This window comes from Kutzneria viridogrisea DSM 43870 (assembly GCF_000525635.1).
Lineage (GTDB): Bacteria > Actinomycetota > Actinomycetes > Mycobacteriales > Pseudonocardiaceae > Kutzneria > Kutzneria viridogrisea.
In genome coordinates, this window is sequence record NZ_CP007155.1 from 9,764,153 (window position 1) to 9,784,749 (window position 20,597).

General features: G+C 70.5%; 19 protein-coding genes. 15 read left to right on the top strand and 4 right to left on the bottom strand.

Features of this window, described 5'->3' with window-relative positions; all coding sequences use genetic code 11:
* Window positions 1-64 precede the first annotated feature (64 nt).
* The 7 genes from KALB_RS42990 (at window position 65) to KALB_RS43020 (ending at window position 7,326) form a co-directional block, all read left to right on the top strand.
* Window positions 65-964 carry an ABC transporter ATP-binding protein gene (locus KALB_RS42990; RefSeq protein WP_025361869.1) on the top strand — a complete coding sequence of 300 codons (900 nt, stop codon included), beginning with the start codon at window positions 65-67 and terminating at the stop codon, window positions 962-964.
* Entirely contained in the window at window positions 961-1,701 is a 741-nt protein-coding gene (locus tag KALB_RS42995; RefSeq protein ID WP_025361870.1) for an ABC transporter permease, read from the top strand. Before KALB_RS42990 ends, KALB_RS42995 begins: the two co-directional genes overlap by 4 nt.
* 174 nt (window positions 1,702-1,875) lie before the next feature.
* Window positions 1,876-2,454 carry a hypothetical protein gene (locus KALB_RS43000; protein WP_318296753.1) on the top strand — a complete coding sequence of 193 codons (579 nt, stop codon included), beginning with the start codon at window positions 1,876-1,878 and terminating at the stop codon, window positions 2,452-2,454.
* A gap of 88 nt (window positions 2,455-2,542) precedes the next feature.
* The gene (trmB, locus tag KALB_RS43005; protein ID WP_236650434.1) at window positions 2,543-3,190 is read left to right on the top strand and encodes a tRNA (guanosine(46)-N7)-methyltransferase TrmB; all 648 of its coding nucleotides are present in this window, start codon (window positions 2,543-2,545) and stop codon (window positions 3,188-3,190) included.
* Window positions 3,191-3,354: 164 nt separating this feature from the next.
* A complete protein-coding gene (locus KALB_RS43010) occupies window positions 3,355-4,533 on the top strand; it encodes a nitric oxide synthase oxygenase (RefSeq protein WP_025361873.1) in 1,179 nt (392 codons plus the stop codon).
* 263 nt (window positions 4,534-4,796) lie between these two features.
* Window positions 4,797-5,966 (top strand): sensor histidine kinase, encoded by a 1,170-nt coding sequence (locus KALB_RS43015; protein WP_025361874.1) that lies wholly within the window; start codon window positions 4,797-4,799, stop codon window positions 5,964-5,966.
* Window positions 5,967-5,991: 25 nt separating this feature from the next.
* The gene (locus KALB_RS43020; protein WP_025361875.1) at window positions 5,992-7,326 is read left to right on the top strand and encodes an amidohydrolase family protein; all 1,335 of its coding nucleotides are present in this window, start codon (window positions 5,992-5,994) and stop codon (window positions 7,324-7,326) included.
* A 116-nt stretch (window positions 7,327-7,442) separates the two neighbouring features.
* On the opposite strand, the gene KALB_RS43025 is transcribed toward KALB_RS43020, so the two are convergent.
* Complete coding sequence (locus tag KALB_RS43025) at window positions 7,443-8,120, bottom strand: SDR family oxidoreductase (RefSeq protein ID WP_025361876.1); 678 nt, start codon at window positions 8,118-8,120, stop codon at window positions 7,443-7,445.
* Between the two features lie 78 nt (window positions 8,121-8,198).
* On the opposite strand from KALB_RS43025, the gene KALB_RS43030 reads away from it, so the two are divergent.
* Together KALB_RS43030 and KALB_RS43035 are read left to right on the top strand one after the other, a co-directional pair.
* A complete protein-coding gene (locus tag KALB_RS43030; RefSeq protein WP_025361877.1) occupies window positions 8,199-8,537 on the top strand; it encodes a hypothetical protein in 339 nt (112 codons plus the stop codon).
* A 122-nt stretch (window positions 8,538-8,659) separates the two neighbouring features.
* A complete protein-coding gene (locus tag KALB_RS43035; protein ID WP_025361878.1) occupies window positions 8,660-9,646 on the top strand; it encodes a hypothetical protein in 987 nt (328 codons plus the stop codon).
* A 36-nt stretch (window positions 9,647-9,682) separates the two neighbouring features.
* Here the strand turns inward: KALB_RS43035 and KALB_RS43040 are convergent, their stop codons facing one another.
* Complete coding sequence (locus tag KALB_RS43040) at window positions 9,683-10,420, bottom strand: type 1 glutamine amidotransferase domain-containing protein (protein ID WP_025361879.1); 738 nt, start codon at window positions 10,418-10,420, stop codon at window positions 9,683-9,685.
* A 59-nt stretch (window positions 10,421-10,479) separates the two neighbouring features.
* Window positions 10,480-11,571, bottom strand: a complete 1,092-nt coding sequence (locus KALB_RS43045) for an inositol-3-phosphate synthase (RefSeq protein WP_025361880.1) — start codon at window positions 11,569-11,571, stop codon at window positions 10,480-10,482.
* A 216-nt stretch (window positions 11,572-11,787) separates the two neighbouring features.
* Between KALB_RS43045 and KALB_RS43050 the strand changes: the two genes are divergently transcribed.
* From KALB_RS43050 to KALB_RS43065, 4 genes are all read left to right on the top strand, one after another.
* Window positions 11,788-12,192 (top strand): DUF5318 domain-containing protein, encoded by a 405-nt coding sequence (locus KALB_RS43050; protein ID WP_025361881.1) that lies wholly within the window; start codon window positions 11,788-11,790, stop codon window positions 12,190-12,192.
* Between the two features lie 433 nt (window positions 12,193-12,625).
* Window positions 12,626-15,064 carry a transglycosylase domain-containing protein gene (locus KALB_RS43055; RefSeq protein WP_025361882.1) on the top strand — a complete coding sequence of 813 codons (2,439 nt, stop codon included), beginning with the start codon at window positions 12,626-12,628 and terminating at the stop codon, window positions 15,062-15,064.
* A 155-nt stretch (window positions 15,065-15,219) separates the two neighbouring features.
* The gene (locus tag KALB_RS43060) at window positions 15,220-17,592 is read left to right on the top strand and encodes a transglycosylase domain-containing protein (RefSeq protein ID WP_148309880.1); all 2,373 of its coding nucleotides are present in this window, start codon (window positions 15,220-15,222) and stop codon (window positions 17,590-17,592) included.
* Window positions 17,593-17,802: 210 nt separating this feature from the next.
* Window positions 17,803-19,395, top strand: a complete 1,593-nt coding sequence (locus tag KALB_RS43065; RefSeq protein WP_025361884.1) for a glycosyltransferase family 87 protein — start codon at window positions 17,803-17,805, stop codon at window positions 19,393-19,395.
* Here the strand turns inward: KALB_RS43065 and KALB_RS43070 are convergent.
* A complete protein-coding gene (locus KALB_RS43070) occupies window positions 19,359-19,835 on the bottom strand; it encodes a hypothetical protein (RefSeq protein WP_025361885.1) in 477 nt (158 codons plus the stop codon). The genes KALB_RS43065 and KALB_RS43070 overlap by 37 nt on opposite strands.
* An 82-nt stretch (window positions 19,836-19,917) precedes the next feature.
* On the opposite strand from KALB_RS43070, the gene KALB_RS43075 reads away from it, so the two are divergent.
* Window positions 19,918-20,172 (top strand): type II toxin-antitoxin system Phd/YefM family antitoxin, encoded by a 255-nt coding sequence (locus tag KALB_RS43075; RefSeq protein WP_025361886.1) that lies wholly within the window; start codon window positions 19,918-19,920, stop codon window positions 20,170-20,172.
* On the top strand, window positions 20,169-20,597 hold the full coding sequence (locus KALB_RS43080; protein WP_025361887.1) for a type II toxin-antitoxin system VapC family toxin: 429 nt from the start codon (window positions 20,169-20,171) through the stop codon (window positions 20,595-20,597). The genes KALB_RS43075 and KALB_RS43080 overlap by 4 nt, the downstream gene beginning before the upstream one ends.

The window sequence follows — 20,597 nt, forward strand, 5'->3', positions numbered from 1 at the left end:
GTCCGGGTCGCCGAATCGGGGGGCGACCCGGCCCCTTCACGCGTTGCAGGAGGAGGATGGGTCCATGATCGAAGTGGTGGGCCTGGGCAAGCGCTACGGGCGGACCACCGCCGTGCGGGACCTGTCCTTCACCGTCCGGCCCGGCCGGGTGACCGGATTCCTCGGCCCCAACGGGGCGGGCAAGTCGACCACCATGCGGATGATCCTCGGCCTGGACCGGCCCAGTTCGGGCCACGCGCTCATCGACGGCACGCCCTACCGCGAGCTGCGGCACCCGCTGCGCAAGGTCGGGGCCCTGCTGGACGCCCGCTGGGTGCACCCCAACCGCTCGGCCCGCGACCACCTGCGCTGGCTGGCCCGCACCAACCGGCTGCCGCCCGGCCGGGTGGACGAGGTGCTCGACCAGGTGGGGCTGACTGCGGTGGCCCGCAAGCGGGCGGGCGGCTTCTCGCTGGGCATGGCGCAGCGGCTGGGCATCGCCTCGGCACTGCTCGGGGACCCCGAGGTGCTGCTGTTCGACGAACCGGTGAACGGGCTGGACCCCGAGGGCATCGCGTGGATCCGCGGTCTGATGCGCGGACTTGCTCGCCAAGGCCGCACTGTGTTCGTTTCCAGTCATCTGCTCTCGGAAATGTCACAGACGGCTGACGAGTTGATCGTGATCGGCCAGGGGAAACTGATCTCACAAAGCACGGTTTCCGAATTCGTGGCCGCCGCGACCGAACACACGGTGCGCGTGCGCAGCCCACAGGTGGAGCGCTTGCAGAAGGCATTGGTACACAAGGGGGCCACTGTCGAGCAGGACGGCGCCACACTGGTCGTCGGCGGTCTGAGCAGTGCCGAGATCGGCGAGCTGGCCGCGGCGCACGGGGTCGTGCTGCACGAGCTCAACCCGCAGCGGGGTTCGCTGGAGGAGGCGTACATGCGGCTGACCGCGGGCGCCGTGGAGTTCGGGACGTCATGAGGTTGCTCAACGCGGAGCGGATCAAGCTGCTGTCCACCCGTTCGACCTGGTGGTGTGCGCTGCTCGCCGTCGCGCTGCCGGTGCTGTTCGCCCTGTTCTACGCCTCGCAGGCCGGGGACTTCCTGACGCTGAACGTGGGCACCACGCAGAGCGGCTACCAGTTCGGGCTGGTGCTGGTCATGGTGCTGGCCACGGTGTCGATCACCAGCGAGCACCGGTTCGGCACGATCCGCGGCACCTACCAGGCCGTGCCGAGCAGGGTCCCGGTACTGCTGGCCAAGGCCGTGCTGCTGGCGGTGCTGGCCGGGCTGATCGGCGAGCTGGCCGCGTTCGGCTCGCTGGCCATGGCGCACCTGGTGCAGCCCGAGGTGGACCTGGCCGTGAACACCGCGACCGAGTGGCGTGAGGTGGCCGGGGTGGGCCTGGTCTACGCGGTGGCCGCCGTGCTGGCGCTGGCCGTCGGCGAGCTGTTGCGGCAGACCGCGGGCGCGGTCGCCCTGCTGCTGGGCTACGTGCTGCTCGCCGAGTCCGCGGTGCGGGAGATCCCCGGCGTCGGGGAGCAGGTCGCCCGGTGGCTGCCGTTCTTCGCCTCGCGGGTGTTCCTCGGTTCCGCCGAGGGCGAGGACGCCACCGTGAGTGCCCCGTACGGACCGTGGGCCGGGCTGGGGTTGTTCGCGGGCACAACCCTGGTGCTGCTCGCGCTCGCCGCCGTGGTGGCCCGGCGACGGGACGCCTGAGCCACACCACCCGTATGGTCTAGACCAAGTCGCGTTCGGTGGTCTGACCGTTCGAATGGCGTAAGGACTGCATGAAAAGCACGTGAACTCCGGCACAGGAACGTGCGAAAACTCGCAGAAGGTGATCGTATCGGGATATCCCGTCAAGCACCCTTCCGGAGGTGAGCGGTGGCGGTGACCGAATCCAACCGTGCACACCACGCGGAGATGCCGATGCCTCGTCGGCAGGCGAAGAAGAGCGTCCGGGTCGAGCCACTGGCCGGCCTGGAGTGGTCCCAGGCGGTCGAACTGGCCGGGGGCCAGGAGACCGCGAGCAGGCCGGCGGACATCAGAAGGGCCTGGATCCACCGCGCACCGGAGCGCCAGGTGGTCGGGCTCTACCGCGTGCTGAGCCAGTTCGAGCCGGAGCTGCCCGCGCCCTGGTGGCTGCGCGCGCTCGCCTCGGGCGGGCTGAACACCCGCAAGGCGGCCTTCAAGCTGGAGGACGAGGTCGGCGACCTGCTGCTGGCCAGGCCGGGCTGGGTCTACGTGCCCTGGGCCGGGCACGGGGAGGACGGGTACTGGGAGTACGTCCCCTCCGAGGCCTTCGCGGCCGGTGAGTCCCCGACCGTGCCGACGACCGTGCTGTTCACTCCGCGCCACCGCGGCTGGCTGGACGTGCTGCCCGCACACCGGGGGGCCGCGCCGACCAGGCTGTCCGTGCGGGGCATCGAGGACCTGCGCTCGAGGCTGGACGAGATCGAGGCGACCTGATCTGGGAGGATGTCACCCTGTGACACCCACAGACCAGCGACCCGCACACCACCGCTCGGTGGTGAGCTACGTCCAGCGCGGCGAGCGGATGACCGTCGGCCAGCAGCGCGCCTGGGACACCCACTGGGACCGGCTCGGCCGTGAGGTCAAGGCGCTGCCCGAGGGCCCGCTGGACCTGACCGGGTGGTTCGGCCGCGAGGCCCCGGTCCTGCTGGAGATCGGCTCCGGCATGGGCGAGACCACCTCCCAGCTGGCCGCCGCGCAGCCGGAGCTGAACTACCTGGCCGTGGAGGTCTACAAGCCGGGCCTGGCCCAGCTGATCCTGCGTGCCGAGGCGCTGGAGGTCGACTCGCTGCGGTTGCTGCGCGGGGATGCCGTCACGCTGCTGACCTCGCACCTGGCCGAGGGCTCGCTGTCCGGGGTGCGCATCTTCTTCCCGGACCCGTGGCCGAAGAGCAAGCACCACAAGCGGCGGCTCGTGCAGCCGGAGTTCGTCCGGCTGGTGGCCACCCGGTTGGCCCCCGGCGGCCTGTTGCACCTGGCCACGGACTGGCAGGAGTACGCCGACCAGATGATGACTGTGTGTAGCGGCGAGACCCTGTTGCGCAACGTACACGCCGCTGAGCCGGGCGGGTGGGCCCCGCGCCCCGACTGGAGGCCGGTGACCAAGTTCGAGAACCGGGCCCGCGAGGAGGGCAGGGTCAGCCACGACCTGATGTTCAGCAGGGTGGAATAGCCGTCACGGCTTCACTCGACCAGGTAATCAAGCCGCAAGGAACTGGAGTCGAGTCCACCACTCTGGGTCTAACCTTCACCCAGAAGGCTGGGGACGAGTAGCCCCGCACTGTGCCCCTTCTGGCAGTGACGAGTGAGTGAACTCGCCGACTACGGTTGCGCGTCGTGACGGTCGTGCGCAACGAAGTGATAACGCTCCCCACCGGACTCGGCGACGCCCCGTCCTCGGTCGACCTCGCGGCGGCCGAGGAGTTCCTGCGCATGTTCCACGACGCGCATCCCGAGGCCGGACCGCTCGGGCAGCGGCTGACCCAGGTGCGCACCGAGATCGCGGACACCGGCACGTACCGGCACACCCCGCAGGAGCTCGCCTACGGCGCCCGGGTCGCGCTGCGCGACAGCGGCTGGTGCACCAGCGGTGTGCCGTGGCGCCGACTGAAGGTGCGCGACCTGCGCGGGCTGCGCAACGCCGCCGCCGTGGCCGCCGAGTGCGTGCAACACCTGCGACTGTCCACCAACAACGGGCAGATCCAGCCCCTGGTCACCGTGTTCGCGCCGGACGGGCCCAACTCGCCGGGGCCGTGCGTCTGGAACGAGCAGCTCGTCCGCTACGCGGGCTACCGGGACGCCAACGGCAAGGTCCTCGGGGACCCGCGCTACGCCGAGTTCACCGACGCGGTCTCCAGGATGGGCTGGAAGGCACCGACCCAGCGCGGCCGGTTCGACCACCTGCCGCTGGTGGTGGAGACCGCGCACGAGGGCCCGAAGCTGTTCACGGTGCCGCGCGACGTGATCCAGGAAGTACCGCTGGAGCACCCGGAACTGCCCTGGTTCGTGGAACTGGGCCTGCGCTGGCACGCCGTGCCGGTGATCAGCAACATGCGGCTGGTCATCGGCGGCATCACCTACCCCGCCGCCCCGTTCAACAGCTGGTTCGTGGGCGCCGAGATCGGCACCAGGAGCCTGGCCGACGAGGGGGCCTACGCCGTGGCCCGCGAGGTGGCCGAACGGCTGGGCCTGGACGTGCGCAGCGAGCGCACGCTGTGGCGCGACCGCGCCACGATCGAACTGAACCGCGCCGTGCTGCACTCCTTCGACGCCGCGCAGGTGACGATCACCGACCACCACGCCGAGGCGCTGCACCGGCTCGCCTGGCTGCGGTCCCGCCAGCGGGCGGGTGGCAACCGGCCTGCCTTCCGCGTGGACGCGGTCACCGCGCAGCGGGCCCGGCTGGGCACCCCGGCCAGGTTCACCGTCACCGGCTCCGAGGAGCGGGCCGCCGAGCGGACCGAGGCCCACGGCAGCAGGCTGGCCGCCCTGCTGCACAAGCGGCTGGGTGCCTGAGCTCAGCCGCGCTCGGAGTCGACCAGTACCCCCGAGATCGCCATCACGGCCAGCACCAGCAGGCCGACAACCGCACCGCTCCAGGTCATCACCGTTGCGAACATCCCGCACCTCCGTGTTTCGACGTTGCCACGAGCTTCGCCGCCACGGCCGTCAGCGGGCATCGGTCGGATGGCTCGTCCGGGCATACATCCCTCGGCTGATCGGCCATCGGTCTGCGGAGTGACGGCAGGCGCGGGCAGTACGCCCTACGGTGTTGTGCCGTGGAGAACCAGTCCCTGAGCTGGCCCGTGCTGGCTCGCAGGCAGTGGCCGCTCGCCCTGGCCCTGGCCGCGATCCTCGCCCTGGAGACATCCTCGACCCTGAGGTGGGACGAGGCCCCTTGGGGTCTGCCCGTTTCGCTGCTGGCTTCGGTGCTGGCGGTGCTCAGCCCGCGCCGCCCGGTGGACGCCGCGCTGGCCGTCGCGGTGTTGATCGCCGGGTCCAGCGTGTTGCTGCGCGTGCTGGAAATACGAACGAGCACCTGGTCGATTGGCCTGTACCTCACGGAGTTCGCCGCCGTCATGGCGATCATCGCCATCACGGTCCGCCAGGCGGGCCGCCTGCGCGCGGCACTGATGGTGCTCGCCCTGACGGCCGCGACGGTGATGGCCCAGCTGTTGCGGCCCAGCATGTGGCCCGGCCCCGGCCGGTTCAGCCTCACGAACTCGGTGGTCTGGTCGCTGCTGCTGGCCATCGCGATCGGCACCGGCCTGTACTTCCGCGCCCGCGACCGGGAACGGCGCACCGCGGAGGCGAACTCCGTCGCCGCGGCGCAGCAGGCGGAACGGCTAGCGCTGGCACGGGAACTGCACGACGTCGTCGCGCACTACGTCACCGGGATGATCGTGCACGCGCAGGCGGCCGAGTCGGTGGCGGACAAGGACCCCACCGCCCCGCGCGCCGCACTGCCGATCATCACCGCCAGCGGCAACGAGGCGCTGACCGCCATGCGCCGACTGGTCGGCAGCCTGCGGGGCGCCGAGCCGAGCGGGACCACCAGCAAGGACAACGGCGAACTCGCCGAGCAGATCGGTGAGCTGGTGCGGCAGGTGGGCGGCCCGGTGCGGCTGACCGTGGACCTGGCCGACCCGGTGCCGCCGGAGCTGGGCCGCTCGGTGCTGCGGCTGGTGCAGGAGTCGCTGACCAACGCGCGCAAGCACGCCGTGGACCTGACCAGGATCGACGTGGACGTGCGCAGTTCGGGGCAGGTGGTGCGGGTCAGGGTCGCCGACGACGGCAGCGGTCAGCAGGTCGCGCCGGTGGGCGGTTCCGGGGGCTTCGGGCTGGTCGGCATGCGCGAACGCGCGGAGTTGCTCGGCGGGCGGTTCCAGGCGGGTCCGCTGGGCGGCCGGGGTTGGCTGGTCGAGGTGGAATTGCCGACCACGCGCTGAAACCCGGCAGTGGCACAATCGCCGGATGGCTGAGGCTTTCCGCTTGCAGGCACCCGTGGTGCTGCCCTGTGACGAGTCCTGTTCGGTGCTGCGCGACGCGGCCGTCGACGTCGGGGCGGACGGTCGGATCGAGTACTGCGGACCGCTGTCCTCGGCGCCCCGGCTGCCCGCGGGCACGCCGGTGCACGAGCGCACGGGCATCCTGCTCCCCGGCATGATCAACTCGCACGCGCACAGCCCGATGACGGTACTGCGCGGCATGGGCGGGGACCTGCCGCTGATGTCCTGGCTGCAGGACGTGATCTGGCCCGCCGAGGGCCACCTGGACGGCGGGGACGTGCGCACCGGCATGCGGCTGGGCGCGCTGGAGATGCTGCGCCACGGCGTGACCACCAGCGTGGAGATGTACTTCTACGGGGAGCAGGTCGCCGAGTCCGTGCTGGAGGTGGGCTCCCGCGTGGTGCTGACCCCGGCCGTGATCGCCGCGCCGGGCTGGGACCGGCTGGGCAGCTGGCAGCAGATGACCGAGCGGATCGGCGCGTGGATCGACGCCGACGGCCTGCGCTCCGGCCCCGGCGAACGCATCGAGCTGGGCTACGGCCCGCACTCGGCGTACACCCTGCCGCCCGAGGCGCTGGCCGCCATCGCCGAGGAGGCCAAGCGGCGCGAGGCGCTGCTGCACATCCACGTGGCCGAGTCGCTCGCCGAGGACCAGCCGCAGCGCGAGCAGTACGGCTCGGTGCCGCAGCTGCTGGACTCGCTGGGCGTGTTCGGCGGCCGGGTGCTGGCCGCGCACTCGGTGCACCTGTCCGATGTGGACATCGAGCTGTTCGCGCGCCACCAGGTCGGCGTGGGGCACTGCCCCGGCTCCAACGCCAAGCTGGCCTCCGGCACCGCGCGGCTGCTCGACCTGCTCGGCGCGGGCGTCGGCGTCGGGCTGGGCACCGACGGCCCCGCCAGCAACGACGACCTGGACCTCTGGGAGGAGGTCCGGCTGTCCTCGCTGCTGGCCAGGCTGTCCACCGGGGACGCCGCCGCACTGACCGCGGCGCAGGCCTTGCTGCTGGCGACCCGCGGCGGGGCCGAGGCGATCCGCCGCGAGGACATCGGCGCGCTGGAGACCGGGCGGTGGGCCGACATCGTGCACGTGGACCTGGACGACCCGGCCTTCGCCGCGGGACTGTCCGTTCCGGACGGTCAGCTGCTGGCCAACCTGGTGTGGGGCGCGGGCTCGCGCCGGGTCCGCGACGTGTGGGTGGCGGGCGAGCAGGTCGTCGAGGCGGGCGAGTCGACCCGCGTGGACCGGTGGGCCGCCCAGGAGGAGGTCGGCAAGGTGGCCCAGCGCCTGCTCAGCGCCTGAGCGGGACTCACCCGCGCCTGGGCGGGACACGCCGCTGTCAAGACGAGTCCCGCCCACCCGACGGCGAGTCCCGCCCACCGGAGCGCGAGTCCCGCTCTGGGGCGGCCGAGTCCCGCTCAGCTGGGGCGGATCACCACCTGGTGCACGTGCGCGCCGCGCGGTGCGGTCACCGCGTGCAGCACCGAGTCGGCCACCGACTCCGGGGTGAGGTAGCGCTCGGGCTCGTACTGCCCGCCCTCGGTCTTGCGGATCGCGCGCTGCATGTCGGTGTCCACCCGACCCGGGTGCACCGAGGTCACCCGCAGCTCGGGCTCCTCGGCCCGCAGCACCTCGCCGAACGCGCGCAGGGCGAACTTGCTCGCGGCGTAGGCGCCCCAGCCCGCGTTGGCGTTCAGGCCCGCGCCGGAGTTGATCAGCACCACGTGGCCGCGGGCCGCGCGCAGGGCGGGCAGCAGCAGCCGGGTCAGCTCGGCGACGGCGACCACGTTCAGCTCCAGCGTGTCCCGCCACACCTGGGCCGAGGTCTTCTCCAGCGGGCCGACCTCCGCCATGCCCGCGTTGTGCACCAGCACGTCCAGGCTCGCGATCTCGGCCGTGGCCTGGGCCAGCGCTGCCGGGTCGGTCAGCTCCGCCTGCCACGGGCGGGCCCCGGGCAGTTCGGCCGCAAGCGCTTGCAGGGCCTCGGTGCCCCGGCCGCCGAGCAACAGGTCGTGCGTCGGGGCCAGCGCACGGGCCACGGCGGCGCCGATGCCGCGCGAGGCCCCGGTGATCAGGGCAGTCGGTCGCTCACTCATGCCGAGGACGCTAGCTCGTTCGGGGGAGCGACCCGGTTTGGAGTTGAGATGCACGTGTGCGCATTCGACGATGCGGGCATGACCACCATGACCCCGCACCGCCAAGCCGAGGACCACTCGCACACGCACGGCCCCGGCTGCGGTCACGAAGCCGTGGTGCACGCCGACCACGTGGACTACCTGCACGACGGGCACGTGCACCGCGAGCACCCCACCGAGGACGGGACGCACTACGACGAGTGCACCACCTGCTCCTGTGCCAACTGCTCGGACTCCTGCGCGAACTGCACCTGCGCCGACTGCACCTGCGCCACGTGCAACCACGCGGTCTGCGAGTGCGCCAACTGCGGCAACGACTCGTGCAACAACTGCACCTGCGCGGACTGCAGTTGTTCCACCTGCAACCACGCGGCCTGAGCTGGCAAAACCCACTCGAAGCGGTGAAAAGCCGCGATCCTGACCGGTCCACCGGCCCGCCCGGTGCGAGGCTGGACGGGGGGCACGACCCAGCCGTTCACCGGTGACGGGAGGGTTCCGCGATGGGCAGCACGCGCACCGGGCGGATCCTGGTTCTGACGGCACTGGTGCTCGCCTGCACCCAGGCGGGGGCGGCGGCCGACCCCGCGCCGCCGCCCGCACCGGTCTCCGGCGGCTCGAACTACGACTTCTACTCGCTGGACGACTGCTACCGGGAGCCGTACCAGGTGGTGCGCAACTTCGACAAGGTGCCCGACATCGTGCGGTACCAGCTCACCGGCATGCACTCCGGCGGCCAGAACCGGATCTCGCTCGGGCTGTACCACCACCACGGCGCCGCCACCGGCACCGTCGTGGACTCCACCGGCGGCAAGCTCCCCGAGCAGGACCGGAGCAACCTCACCGGCCTGCTGTCCACCGTCAAACAGGTCGGCTTCGCCGAGATCACCGTGGTGCTGCACCCGCTGGCGCCCAACGACCCGCACGGCTGGGCGAGCTGGCAACCCGAGCTGTACCAGGAGAACTGGCAGTTCATCCAGGACCTGCACGCGGTGGTCGCCGGGGCCGGGCTGCCGTACCACCTCGACCTGGGCAGCGAGCTGACCGCGTCCACCGGACAGTCGGTGGTGCTCCAGTACGACCAGCAGCTGTGGAAGGACTACACCGCCAAGTTCGGCCGCACCGACACCGTCGGCTTCTCCGTCAACAGCCAGGACTGGGGCTCGGTGCTCAACCTCGGCAAGGTGTACGGCACCAGCCCGCCCCCGCTGTTCGACGTGCACGTCTACGGGGACGAGTACGACCAGTTCGTCTCCGTGGACAACGGGCTGCGGCAGTTCGGCTACACCACCCAGCCGTTCATCATCGGCGAGTCGTACTACAACGACGCCGAGGCCGCCGCGGGCCTGGCCAAGGCCACCCGGGCCACCGGCAGGCAGGTGTACTACCTCACCCAGTGGCAGCGGACCCGCGCCAACAACACCCAGTGCGCCGACGTGGACGTCGCGCCGCCCAACGACTTCTCCGCCTACACCAAGGCGGGCTTCTAGGGCGGTGTCCGAGACCGAGGGGCGCTGGACACCGCCCTAACCCAGCAGCGCGTCGAACCGCCTCGCGAACAGGTAGGCGTCACCCGGCCAGCGGGCCGACACGTAGTTGCCGTCCCGCACCACGAACGCCGGACCGTCGTCCGTGGCCGTGCCGCGCGACAGCGACCTGGGCCCGCGCTCGAACAACGCCGGGTCGCCCAGCGCCGCGCGCACCTCGTCCTCCACGTACTCCGGGTACGTGCGGTAGTAGCGCCCCAGCCGCCACGCCGTCAGGTAGTAGGCCGAGCGCTCCATGTACTTCGGCAGGCAGGTCGTGCGCCTGCCTGCCAGCACGCTGCGCCCCGTCCCCGGCTCCGTGGTGCGAGCCAGCACGATCACCCCGTGGCAGATCGCCCCGACCGGCTTGTCCATGCGCCAGAAGTCCAGGACCTTGCGCCGCAGCACCACGCTTTCCAGGTACTGGCGCATGCCCTGCGCGTGGCCGCCCGGCAGCACCAGCCCGTCGAACGCCGACGCCTCCACCGCCGCCCACGGGGTCGGCGCCGCGAACCGCTCGTCGGCCACCATCTCCCCGTAGAACCGCTTCGGCTCCGGCTCGGCGCCCAGTTGCCCGAACAGCACCCCGGTCAGCAGCCGCGGGTCCGCCTGGGCCGCCGCCCCGCCCAGCTCCGTGGCGAACACCACCTCGTGCCCCGCGTCGGTGAGCAGCCGCCACGGCACCGCCACCTCGGTCACGTCGAAGTCCGCGTCGGGCAGCGGGATCAGGATGCGCACCCCGCCATCCTGGCAGCGGCCCGCCGGTCGACGGGGCCGCTGCCAGGCGGGATGTCCGTTTAGCGCTCGACCTCGCCCCGGATGAACCGCTCCACGGCCTGGTGTGCCTCGGCGTCGGAGTACTGCTCGGGCGGGGACTTCATGAAGTAGGAGGACGCGGACAGGATCGGGCCACCGATACCCCGGTCCAGCGCGATCTTCGCGGCGCGGATCGCGTCGATGATGATGCCCGCGGAGTTGGGGGAGTCCCAGACCTCCAGCTTGTACTCCAGGTTCAGCGGCACGTCCCCGAACGCGCGGCCCTCCAACCGGACATAGGCCCACTTGCGGTCATCCAGCCACGCCACATAGTCCGAGGGCCCGATGTGCACGTTGCGGGCGCCCAGGTCCCGGTCCACCTGGGAGGTCACCGACTGGGTCTTGGAGATCTTCTTGGACTCCAACCGGTCGCGCTCGAGCATGTTCTTGAAGTCCATGTTGCCGCCCACGTTGAGCTGCATGGTGCGGTCCAGCAGCACCCCGCGGTCCTCGAACAGCTTGGCCAGCACCCGGTGGGTGATCGTGGCACCGACCTGGGACTTGATGTCATCACCCACGATGGGCACCCCGGCCTGCGTGAACTTGGCCGCCCATGCGGGGTCGGAGGCGATGAACACCGGCAGGGCGTTGACGAAGGCCACCTTGGCCTCCAGGGCGCACTGGGCGTAGAACCGGTCAGCGTCCTCCGAGCCCACCGGCAGGTAGGACACCAGCACGTCGGCCCCGGTCTCGCGCAGTACCCGCACCACCTCGACCGGGTCCTCGTCGGACTCCTCGATCGTCTCGCGGTAGTAGCGGCCCAGCCCGTCCAGGGTGTGCCCGCGCCGCACCGGCACGCCCAGCGGGGGCACGTCGGCGATGGTCACGGTGTTGTTCTCGCTGGCCACGATCGCCTCGGACAGGTCCCGGCCGACCTTCTTGGCGTCCACGTCGAACGCGGCGACGAACTCGATGTCCCGCACGTGGTAGTCACCGAACTGGACGTGCATCAGCCCGGGCACCCTGCTACCGGGCTCGGCGTCACGGTAGTAGTGCACGCCCTGCACCAGGGACGCCGCACAGTTGCCTACGCCGACGATGGCCACCCGCACACTGCGGCGGTGTTCGCCCATGCCGGACTCCTCCTCGTTACTACTGGGGATGGTGATCGGTGCTATGCACAACACCAGCTCGGTGCCCAGCTGTTCCTGCGCTGGTCAGCACGGCTGTACAGGGTCTCACGGTGCCCTGCGGCAGAGCCCCCGATGTGGCGTGGGTGACACAGCGTGGTGAGCCGCTGCCCTGAACGGCCCATAGCTGCTCCGCAGGGGCCACGTACGCTGTTGGCTGTGCGGACCCAGCGACAGGTGGTGGACTACGCGTTGCAGCGCCGAGCGCTGCTCGCGGAGGTCTACTCGGGCAGGGTCGGCACGATGGAGGTCTGTGACGCCAGCCCCTACCTGGTCCGAGCGGCGAAGTTCCACGGCCAGCCCACCGACGTGAGCTGCCCCGTCTGCCGCAAGGAGCCACTGACCCTGGTGTCCTGGGTCTACGGGGACGAGCTCAAGCACGTCGCCGGATCGGCTCGCACGCCCGACGAGCTGGAGCGGATGAGTTCGCTCTACACCGAGTTCACGGTCTACGTCGTCGAGGTCTGCCGCACCTGCAGTTGGAACCACCTGGTGCAGTCATACGTCCTGGGGACGGGCGGTGTGCGCGCGCGCAAGCCACGACGCAGGACCGCCGCGGAGTGAACCGGTTACCGACCTGCGCGTCTGTAGTAGTAGACGGCGGACTAGTACTGACGGTTGCCCTTGACGGGGCACCGATTCGGAAGGCCCTTCAGTGAGCGACGAGCGTGGTGACGAGGCCCAGTGGCCGAGCTTCGACGAGTCGGACCGGCAGGCCCGGCCGCCCCGTGGTGGCCAGCCGGTCTGGCCGGGTGAGCGCGACCCGCGACCTGCTGGCGGACCGCCCCAGGGTGGGGCGCCGACCGGTCGTGTGCCCGGCGGACGACCTCCGGTCCCCCCGCAGCAGCCGCCCGGCAGAGGACCGAACACGCCGCCACGCGGCTACCCGGGGCCAGGTCCCGGTGGGCAGGGCGGTCCCGGTGGACGGCCTCCTCGGGGCTACCCCGGCGGCCCCCAGGGCGGTCCGCCGCCCGGCCCGCCCGGTGGGCGCCCGCCGATGGCCCCCGGTGGCCCCAGGCGCGGCCCCGGCGGTGACGCCACCGACATGCTGCCGCCGGTCCACGAGGAGTTCCAGCGTGAACCCGAGCTCATGACACACCGCGAGCACGACCTGCCGCCGGGTGAGTACGTGGATCCCGACGAGTACGTGATGGACGAGGAAGAGGCGCGCAAGCTCAAGCGCAAGAAGATCTGGCGCCGGGTGCGCCGGACCTGCTACGTGCTGGCCGCCGTCGGCTTCATCGGGCCGATGATCGCGTTCATCATCGGTTACTTCACCCTCAACCCGCCGGACCCGGTCGCGGTCGCGGCCTCGCAGAGCCAGACGATGACGCTGCTCTACTCCGACGGCAGCACCATGGCCACGCTGGGCGCGGCCGAGGGCGGCAACCGGACGATGGTGAACATCGACCAGGTGCCGAAGATCGTGCAGCACGCCGTGGAGGCGGCCGAGGACCCGACCTTCGAGACCAACAGCGGTTTCGACATCAAGGGCATCGCGCGCGCCGTGTGGGGACAGATCACCGGCAACGGTGGCGGTGGTTCCGGCATCACCCAGCAGTACGTCAAGAAGGCGACGCTGAACGAGGACCACACCTACGTCCGCAAGTTCACCGAGCTGGTCAAGTCGATCAAGATGAGCCAGCAGCAGTCGAAGGACCAGATCCTCCAGGCGTACCTGAACACGGTCTACTTCGGCCGGGGCGCCTACGGCATCCAGGCGGCGTCGAAGGCGTTCTTCGGCAAGGACGTCGGCCAGCTCAACCCGTCCGAGGCGGCGTGGCTGGCGGGCTGCATCAACGTACCCCTCAACAACGAGGACCCGAGCTGGACCGGCAACCGGTGGAAGATCACCATGGGCCGGATGCAGGAGAACAACTGGATCTCCGCCGCGGACAGGGCGAAGTACCCGAACCCGCCGACCCCGGTGAAGGACACCTCCGACAGCGGCGGCGCCCTGGGCGGTCCCGAGCAGTTCATCCTGAAGCAGGTCATGTCCGAGGCCGCCAACGACCCGAACATCAAGCTGGACCGGGACACGCTGCAGAAGCAGGGCGCGAAGATCTACACCACGATCGACAAGAACGCGCAGAAGAAGGCCGAGGACGCCGTCCACAAGATCATGGAGGCGAACAAGGCGAACCCGAGGCTGGCCAGCGCCCTGGTCTCGATCAACCCGAGCAACGGGGAGATCGTGTCCTGGTTCGGCGGGGACGACCCGCAGAACTGGTCCTACGACATGGCGAACTTCCCGAACCAGCCCGGTTCCTCGTTCAAGCCGTTCGTGCTGCTCGCCGCCATGCAGAACAACCCGCAGATCGGCCTGGCCTCGACCTACGACGGCTCGGACAACCTGAAGTTCGGTGACGGGCCCGACAAGGTCACCATCCACAACGCCGACGGCGAGAACTGCGGCAAGCAGTGCACGGTCAAGACGGCCATGACCATGTCGGTGAACACCGTCTTCTACCAGATGGCCCTGGACACCGGTCCGTCCAACGTGCGCAAGGCGGCGCTGGCCACGGGCATCGCGGACCACCAGCTCGCGCTGGTCGGCAGCGAGAACAAGAGCGTGCCGAGCCTGACCGAGTACGACCCGCAGACCCTCGCCGCGAAGAACGTGCAGACCGGTATCGCGCTGGGCCAGTACCCGGTGCGTCCGAGGGACATGGCGCAGGGCTACGCCACGATCGCCAACAACGGCGTGAAGATCCAGTCGCACTTCATCAGGAACATCACCAGCAGCACCGGTACGGAGATCTACAACACCAGCACCAACGCCGACCTGCAGCCCAAGCAGGCCCTCGACCCGAACGACTCGGACCACAACACGAAGCTGGCCCGCAACGTCACCGAGGCGATGACCGACGTGGCCGCGCACTCCTGCGGTGGCCCCGGCGTGCACTGCGCCAGCCTGGACGGCAACCGGCCGGTGGCCTCGAAGACCGGCACCGCCCAGTACCTGGACACCGGCGAGAACGCCAACGCCTGGATGGTGGGCTTCACCCCGCAGGTCGTCACGGCCGTCTGGGTGGGCAACCGGGACGCGCCCGGGCCCATCAAGGGCAACTACTTCAACCGGTTCGGACCGCCCAAGGGCTACCCGATCTATGGCCGTGAGGAGCCCGCGTACATCTGGAACGCGTACATGAACGACTACCTCAAGGGGCAGCCCGTTCAGCAGTTCTCGAAGTACACCGGCCTGGGCACCTCTGTGATCACCACCACGCAGCAGCCCACGACCACCACCGAACCGACCCAGACGACCACGACGACTCCCAGCGAGCCGACCGAGACCACGACCTCCTCACGGCACACGAAGCCGACGGACACCACGACCCCGTGCTTCCCGGGCTTCCCCTGTGACACGACGACCAAGAGCAAACCGGGGCCGGGTGGCGGCGGTATACAGCCACCGGGCGGTCAGACGGGCTAGGCATCCGGCGGGGTGGTCGCACGAGCGACCACCCCGCCGTCGTTCGTCCGGGTGCGAACCAGGCCGGTCGGGGCCACAATCGGCGAGCCAGGCAACGCGGGCCGCGCCGTCAACGTCTACTCAACGGTGAGTTGACCCGATCCGGAAGGCCAGTGGTGAGCGACCAGCACGAGGAACCGACCAGTCGGGTCCCCCGACCCGACCAGGAGCGGACCGAGCGGCTGCCCGAGGCCGACGCGCAGGGCCGCACCGAACGCCTGCCGCAGGGCGGGGACCGGACCGAGCTGATCCCGCAGGAGTCCGAGCCGCACCAGCCCGAGCCGGAGCTGATCACCCACCGCGGGCACGACCTGCCGCCCGAGCCGACCTCGGTGCAGGAGCCGGTGGCCGAGGAGGAGCCCAGCGAGCAGGAGCGCGGGCTCCGCCGCAAGAAGACCTGGCGCAGGGTCCGCCGCATCGGCTACGTGGTGGCCGGGTTGGCGGTACTCGGCCCGCTGGTGGCCTTCGCCATCACGTACTTCCTGGTCACCGTGCCCGATCCCCGGGTGGTGGCGGCCAGCCAGTCGCAGACGGTCACGCTGTACTACGCCAACGGCGACAAGATGGTGGACCTCGCGCCCGAGGGCAACCGCACGATGATCACCTACTCGGACATCCCGGACCCGGTCCAGCACGCCGTGTACGCCGCGGAGGACGCCAGCTTCGAGCAGAACCCCGGCTTCGACCCGAAGGCCATCGTGCGCGCGCTGTGGTTGCAGGCCACCGGCGGGCAGAGCGGCGGCTCGGGCATCACCCAGCAGTACATCAAGCAGGCCACCGGCAACGACGTGGCCAGCCTCGGCCGCAAGTGGACCGAGCTGGTCACCGCGGTCAAGATGAGCCAGCAGCAGAGCAAGCAGGAGATCCTCACCTCCTACCTGAACACGATCTACTTCGGCCGCAGGGCGTACGGCATCAAGGCCGCGGCCCAGGCCTACTTCGGCAAGGACCTCAAGGACCTCAACGCCTCCGAGGCCGCACAGCTGGCGGGCATGATCCAGGGGCCGAGCCGCTCGGAGGACACCACGTACCGGACCAAGCGCTGGAACGACGTGATGACCCAGCTGGTGGAGAAGAACTGGCTGAGCGCGGCGGACCGGGCCAAGTTCGCCGAGCCGCCGAAGCTGGTCGACCTGGAGAAGACCGAGCCCGCCGCCCTCCAGGGACCGCGCAGGGCGATCCAGTACCAGGTGATGGCGGAGCTGGCCGGACCGCAGTACGGGCTGTCCGAGGAGCAGGTGCAGCGGCAGGGGCTGAAGATCTACACCACGGTGGACGCGAAGGCCCAGGACGCCGCGGAGAAGGCCGTGCAGGACGTGATGAGCGGCCAGCCCGCGAACCTGCGCCAGGCGCTGGTCGCGGTGAACCCGAAGACCGGGGGAGTCACCGCGTACTGGGGAAACAAGGAGGCGGGCAACTTCGACTACGCCCAGTCGCTGCAACAGCCTGGTTCGGCCTTCAAGCCCTTCGACCTGGTCGCCGCGCTGGAGCAGGGCATCGGCATCGGGTCCCGGTTCGACTCCACCTCACCGCAGAAGGTCGACGGGGTGCGCGACTTCGTCAACGCGAGCAGCAGCTACCCGTGCCAGCCGATGTGCACGCTCAAGGACGCGATGCTGTACTCGATCAACACGACCTTCGTGAACCTGGTCTACAACAAGGTCACCACCAGGGCGGTGGCCGACGCGGCGCACCAGGCGGGCATCCCCGACGAGGTGGACGGCAAGAAGCTGCTGGTGGGCGCCTCGGGCGGCACCCCTGACCTGAACATCGCCATCGGCGGCGGCGAAACCGTGGTGCGCACCCTGGACATGGCCGCGGCCTACGCGACCTTCGCCGCGGACGGGACCAAGCGCGCCCCGCACTTCGTCTCCAAGATCGTGTACCCGGACGGGCACGCCGTGGAGCGGCCCGACGACGGCAAGCCCGCCTTCGACGGCTCGGACGCCAACCGCAACCAGCAGATCGCCCGCAACGTCACGGCCACCCTGGTCGACGGCGCGAGCCAGTGGGGGCTGCGGCTGAACGGCCCGTGGGCCACCGGCCTGAAGACCGGGACCCAGGACCTCGGCACCACCGACAACTCCAAGGCCTGGACCGTGGGTTACACGCAGACCGTCTCGGCCGCGGTCTGGGTCGGCGCGGACAAGACCGAGCCGATCCGGGACAAGGACGGCAAGCCGATCTTCGGCGGCGGGCTGCCCGGCAAGATCTGGCAGCAGTTCATGGGCAACTACCTGAAGGCCGCGAACATCCCGAACGAGCCGTTCCCCGCGGCGAAGCCGATCGGTGAGCAGGTGCAGCCCACGGCGACCTTCACCACCACGCACGACTCACCGCCGCCGCCCACCAACCCGACCTCGGACACCACGATCCCGAGCGCGCCGAGCAGCTCCACCACGACCACCACGACCACGCCGAGCCGGACGACCACCCCGCCCAAGACGATCATCACCGAACCGGGCGAAACGGGCTTCCCACACCCGTAGCCACCGCTGGGACCGGCCGGTCCGCACCGAATCACCTCGCACGGCTCGGTCAGCGGCAAGGAGGGCGCAGCAGCACAACGCCCGCGTGGCCGCGCGGGCGTTGTGCCCGGCCGACAACCGCGACCGCGGGCTTGCGCGGAAGGGGAAGAACGCCGCGATCCGCAGGGAGGCTGACCCCGCGCACACCCGGTTGCCCGTAGCATCCACCGGGTGTCCACCGAACCCGAGGTCGATCAGCCCCAGGTCAAGCGGGTGCAGCCCACCGGAACCGCGCCGACCGAGGACACCGCCTCGCTCAGCCCGGACGAGCGCGTGGCGCCGACCTGGACCGAGTCGCTGGCCAGACAGCTCAGCAGGCCCTTCGGCGGCCCGCTTGGCAGGCACGCCTCGGTGGGCAGGCAGTGGTTCTGGACCTCGGCGCGGGTGATCCTGCTGCTCGCGGTGGTCACGCTGGCGCTTGGCTGGCTACAGAAGTCGCCGTGCGTGCAGACCTTCCGCGACGACAAGGGCGTGCTGCAACTGGACTGGAGCGGCAACCGCCAGTACGTGGCGATGTGCTACTCCGACATCATCCCGCTCTACACGGCCGAGCGCCTGGACCAGCCGCAGACCTTCCCGTACAAGACCTCCTGGGTGGACAACCAGGGCAAGCCGGACGAGCACGTCCGGTACATGGAGTACCCGGTGCTGACCGGCCTGTTCCAGTGGTTCAACGCGCGCCTCGCGCAGAGCTACGTGACGCTGGCCTCCTCGGGCTGGCTGCCCAGCGGCATGACGGTGGTCGTCTACTTCGACTTCATCGCGTTCTGGCTGGCGCTGGCCTGGCTGGCGGTGGTATGGGCGGTGATGCGGATGGCCCGGCGGCGGGTGTGGGACACCGCGCTGGTCGCCGTCTCCCCGCTGGTGATCATCCAGGGGTTCACCAACTTCGACACGATCGCCGTCGCGTTCGCCACCTGCGGGATGCTGGCGTGGGCGCGCAAGAAACCGGTGCTCGCCGGGGTGCTGCTCGGGCTCGGCGGCGCCGCCAAGCTGTACCCGCTGTTCCTGCTCGGACCGCTGCTGCTGCTGTGCTGGCGCTCGGGCAAGCTCCGCCACGGGCTGAGCGCGACCGCCGCCGCGGTGATCACGTGGGTGGCCGTCAACCTGCCGATCTACCTGCTGTACCCGGCGGGCTGGCGGGAGTTCTTCCGGCTCAACACCGAGCGCGGGGTGGACCCGGACTCGCTCTACAACGTGGTGCAGTACTTCACCGGCTGGGCCGGGTTCGACGGCTCGCTGGCCGCCAACCAGGTGCCCACCGTGCTGAACACGGTCAGCGCGGCGCTGTTCGTGCTGTGCTGCGTGGGCATCGGCTGGGTGGCCATGTCCGCGCCGACCCGGCCCCGGCTGCCCCAGCTGTGCCTGCTCGTCGTGTCGGCCTTCCTGCTCACCAACAAGGTGTGGAGCCCGCAGTACTCGCTCTGGCTGGTGCCGCTCGCGGTGCTGGCCGTGCCGAGGTGGAAGCCGCTGCTGGCGTGGATGACCATCGACGCGCTGGTCTGGGTGCCCCGCATGTTCTTCTACCTGGGCACCGACAAGAAGGGGCTGCCCGCCGACCCGTTCCTGGGCACCGTCGTGCTGCGTGACCTCGCCGTGCTGGGGCTGTGCCTGCTGGTGCTGCGCGAGATCTACCGGCCCGAGCTGGACCTGGTGCGCCGCACCGGGGACGACGATCCCTGCGGTGGCTTCCTGGACGGGGCCAGGGACCGCGTGGTGTTCGGCCGTCAGCGAGCGCGCTTGACCACCGCGTCGGTGAGCTGACCGGCCCCCACCGGGTCGAGCAGCCCGCGCAGCGCGCCGAGGAAGTTGTCGGTGCGCAGCAGCCACGTGTAGAGCAGCAGCATGCAGGCCAGCCCCGCGACCAGCGGGGTCAGGTCGCGGGCGAGCCAGCCGAGCACCAGCCCGGACAGCAGTACCAGCTCGCCCGCGACCAGCCGCGCGAAGAACATCGACCGGGCCATGTCCACGACACCCTTGCGGTCCGGCTTGCGCGCCGGGGCCTGCCTGCGGTCGACCACCCGCAGCACCACCACCGCCGCGATGACCGCGGCGAGCAGCGGGCCCAGCCCGTACGGAGTCGGCGTCACCGGCGCGCCCTGGAGCATGAACAGGCCGACCACCGTGAACAGCAGGCAGGGCCAGAACACGGAGAGGGCGAGCCTGCGGAACGCGCGGAAGACGGTCGGGGCCGGAGCGGTCATGCCCTGATGATGTCAGGTGGACGAGCCGCCCTGCGGTGGCTACATTTACGTGACCAATGTGGCCGCAATGAGGTGGGAAGTCATGGACATCGGCATCCGCGAGCTGCGCGACAGCCTGAGCCGCCACCTGGCCGAGGTGCGCAAAGGCCAGACGATCACGGTCACCGAGCACGGCAGGCCCATCGCACAGATCGTCCCGGTGCACCAGCCGTCCACCATCGACCGCCTCATCGCGCAGGGAGTGGTGCGGCCGGCGAAAGCACGGCGGCGCAGCCTGCCGACCCCCGTCGAGGCCAGCGGACCAGTCAGCGAGCTGGTCAGCGAGCAGCGCGGATGATCTGCTACTTCGACACCTCCGCACTGGTCCCGCTGCTGACCAGGGAGCCGGGCACCCCGACCGCGACCATCCTGTGGGAGGTGGCGGACCGGGTGCTCTCCTCGGAACTGAGCTACGTCGAGGCGGCGGCGGCGCTGGCGCAGGCCCGGCGGTTGGGCAGGCTCGACGCGCAGGCGCACGCGGGCGCGCTCGCGTCACTGGACCTGCTGCACAACGCACTCGAACTGGTCGAGGTGTCCGAAATGGTCGTGCGCAGAGCCGGTGTCCTGGCGCACGAACTCGCGTTGCGCAGCTACGACGCCGTGCACTGCGCATCGGCCGAACAACTGGACGTGCCGGACCTGGTCGTGGCCAGCGGTGACCAGCTCCTGCTCAAGGCCTGCGCGGAGCTGGGCATGGCCACCGCCGACACGAGCCAGCGCTGA